Annotated in this window: 4 protein-coding genes; 2 read left to right on the top strand and 2 right to left on the bottom strand. The window is 66.8% G+C overall.

The features are described from left to right. Positions 1-45: 45 nt before the first annotated feature. Positions 46-1,392: an MFS transporter gene (locus tag CH341_RS29145; RefSeq protein ID WP_111422778.1), complete on the top strand. Its 1,347-nt coding sequence runs from the start codon at positions 46-48 to the stop codon at positions 1,390-1,392. A 150-nt stretch (positions 1,393-1,542) separates the two neighbouring features. On the opposite strand, the gene CH341_RS29150 is transcribed toward CH341_RS29145, so the two are convergent. Next, positions 1,543-1,827: a HigA family addiction module antitoxin gene (locus CH341_RS29150; RefSeq protein WP_111422781.1), complete on the bottom strand. Its 285-nt coding sequence runs from the start codon at positions 1,825-1,827 to the stop codon at positions 1,543-1,545. Further along, the gene (locus tag CH341_RS29155; protein ID WP_281023730.1) at positions 1,791-2,036 is read right to left on the bottom strand and encodes a type II toxin-antitoxin system RelE/ParE family toxin; all 246 of its coding nucleotides are present in this window, start codon (positions 2,034-2,036) and stop codon (positions 1,791-1,793) included. Before CH341_RS29155 ends, CH341_RS29150 begins: the two co-directional genes overlap by 37 nt. A 260-nt stretch (positions 2,037-2,296) precedes the next feature. On the opposite strand from CH341_RS29155, the gene CH341_RS29160 reads away from it, so the two are divergent. Beyond that, positions 2,297-2,704, top strand: coding sequence for a hypothetical protein (locus tag CH341_RS29160; RefSeq protein WP_146604670.1), 408 nt, complete (start codon positions 2,297-2,299; stop codon positions 2,702-2,704). Positions 2,705-2,789 lie beyond the last annotated feature (85 nt).

The following is a 2,789-nucleotide window of genomic DNA, read 5'->3' on the forward strand; positions in this document are numbered from 1 at the left end:
CACTGCAGAGGAAACTGAACACACCCCCCAGGGCATCCCCCTGTCATGTCGTTCTACAAGAACAAGTCGAACTATCGTTGGGTCATCCTGATCGCGTGCATGCTGGTCTACTGCACGTCGCAGCTCGTGCGCTGGAACTACGCCTCCATCACCAAGTACCTGATGGAGGATCTGAATATCGGCAAGCCCGAGCTCGGGCTCCTCGGCTCCGCCTTCTTCTACGCCTATGCGATCGCCCAGATCCCGTGGGGCACGGCCGCCGACGTGTGGGGCAGCCGCCGCGTCATCCCGGTCGGCATCGGCATTCTGGCCCTCTTCCTGGCCGGCTTCGCGTTCAGCGGCACGTTCACGGAAGCGCTGATCTGGCGGGCCGCGATGGGCGTGGTCGCCGCCGCCGGCTACGTGCCGATCACGTCGGCACTGGCGAAATGGTTCTCCATCAAGGAGCGCGGCTTCGCCATGGAGATGTATTCCGGGCCGGGCGGCGGCCTCGGCGAGGTGATGACCTTCCTGCTGATCCCGGTGTTCGCCGTCGTGCTGGCGCATGGCGGACTGTTCGGCGTCACCGGCTGGCGGGCCTCCACCATCCTGATGGCGATCGTCGTCTTCGTGATCGCCATGATCGCGCTCCTGCTCCTGCGCGCCTCGCCCACCGAGATGGGCCTGCCCTCGATCGAGAAGCAGGAGGACAAGGAGGAGCACCAGCAGCTCTCCTATCGACAGACCCTCGGCGTCATCGCCAAGGACCCGGCCCTGTGGATCATGTCGCTGGTGTGGTCGGCCTACATGGTCGCCACCCGGCTGGTGCCCGGCTGGCTGCCGCTCTACGCCACCGACTTCTACATCCAGGAGGCCGGCATGTCGAAGGAGGCGGCCATCATCGCGGGCGGCGGCATGGCGTCGGTCTACGTGATCGGCCGCGTCGTCGGCACGCCCGGCGTCGGCTGGATCTCCGACAAGCTGCTCAAGCACGGAATCCCGCGGGCCGTCGTGATCGGGGCCGGCCTGGTGCTGATCGGCCTCACCTTCTTCCTGTTCACCCGGCACATCCCGAACACCTTCTCGCTGGCGGCGCTCGCCTTCTTCGCCGGCGTGGTGATCAACATCTTCCCGCTGATCAACGCCTCGGCCGCCGAGATCTGGTCGGTCCGCTCGGCCGGCTTCACCATGGGCATCATCAACATGGTGGGCCAGTTCGCCGGCGCCGTCGCGCTGTCGGTGTCGGGCTTCATGGCGGCGAAGTTCTCGTATGCCGGAGGCGCCTTCTACACCGAGTTCGTCGGCATCTGGTATCTGGGCATCATCACCAGCTTTCTCGGAGCGCTGGCGACCCTCTACATGATCGTCCGCGAGCGCCGCGCCGTGCTGGCCAAGATCGCCAAGCTGGCCTGACGCCGAGGCGACGGCGAGACGATCCCGACGGGGCGCCACGGCGCCCCGTTTTTTTGCCGGTCGGCAGCACGACGATGCCGGTCGGACGGAACAGACTTCGGAGACATCCCGGTGAAGTGATGTGACGAAGCGCGGAATTCACCCCGGGGATCACGCCACCCGGCGGGGCGTGATCTCCGAATAGTCGTGCGCGGCCTCGGCCTTCGAGAGGTCGTGGGCCGTCTGCAGGTTGATCCAGAAGCGCGGATCCGTTCCGAAGTAGCGCGCCAGTCGCAGCGCCGTGTCGGCGGTGACGTCGCGCTCCCCGCGAACGATGTCGCTGATCCGGTTGGCGGGCACACCGAGCGCCGCCGCGAGCGCACGCGCACTCAGGCCGAGAGGCACCAGGAAGTCCTCCTTCAGCACCTCGCCCGGATGTGTTCGCACGCGAGGCATCGCGCCCTCCTCAATGGGTAGTCGACGATGACGACGTCGAACGGCCCATCCGCCGACCAGCGGAAGCAGATCCGCCACTGGTCGTTGATCCGGAAGCTGTACTGGCCCTTCCGAGCGCCCTTCAGCGCCTCCAGCCGGTTTCCCGGCGGAGCCCGCAGGTCGGAGAGCCGAACAGCGGCATCGAGATGGTCGAGCTTGCGGACGGCCACGGATTTGAACGCCTGCCAGCGGGCCGGACAGACGTCCTCACGAACAGCCGTTCGGTCTCGGCGTCGCCGAAGCTCCGGATCATGTCGTAGTATATGATACGTTCCACGTATCGGCGAGATCGGGCGCCCCGGAGCCGGCCCGCCGGGGGCGGATTGCAGCCTTCGTTAAGCACGCGAGGGGGTTTTCCGGCCTGGGGACGGCTGTGCACCGACCGGCGGGAGTATCCTGGGTCGAGTCGGATCCGACAATGGAGGTCGTCATGCGGGTCGGAACCCTGCTTTTCGCGAGTCTGCTGGGGCTCGCCGCCGGCACGGCGGCGCTGGCCGACACCGGGTATCCGGTCTCGGGGCGCTGGACCTACCAGGACGCCAAGGCGGACGGTCCGTCGCCGACCTGCGGCGGGCGGGTGATGACATTCACCGGCATGCAGCGGTTCGACACCGGCGGCGGCGTTTCGCAGTACCGCAACGTCCGGACCGAGAAGACGGACGCGACCACCTACCGGATCGTCGACGAGTTCTTCAACGTGATGATCCGCGGCAAGGCCGGCCTGACGCTGCAGATCCGCGATCCCGATCATATCGCGATCCTGCTCGACACCGGCGAGGGGTTCATGCTGCGTCGCTGCGGCAACGGCCAATCCGGAGCCGACCAAGCGAGCGAGTGAGCGAGCCGGCACGGGACCGCGCTCACCGCCGGAGCACACCGCAGAATCGAAACGGCGGAATCGAAACGGCCGAATCGAAACGGCC

It is taken from the genome of Rhodoplanes roseus (assembly GCF_003258865.1).
GTDB classification, from domain to species: domain Bacteria; phylum Pseudomonadota; class Alphaproteobacteria; order Rhizobiales; family Xanthobacteraceae; genus Rhodoplanes; species Rhodoplanes roseus.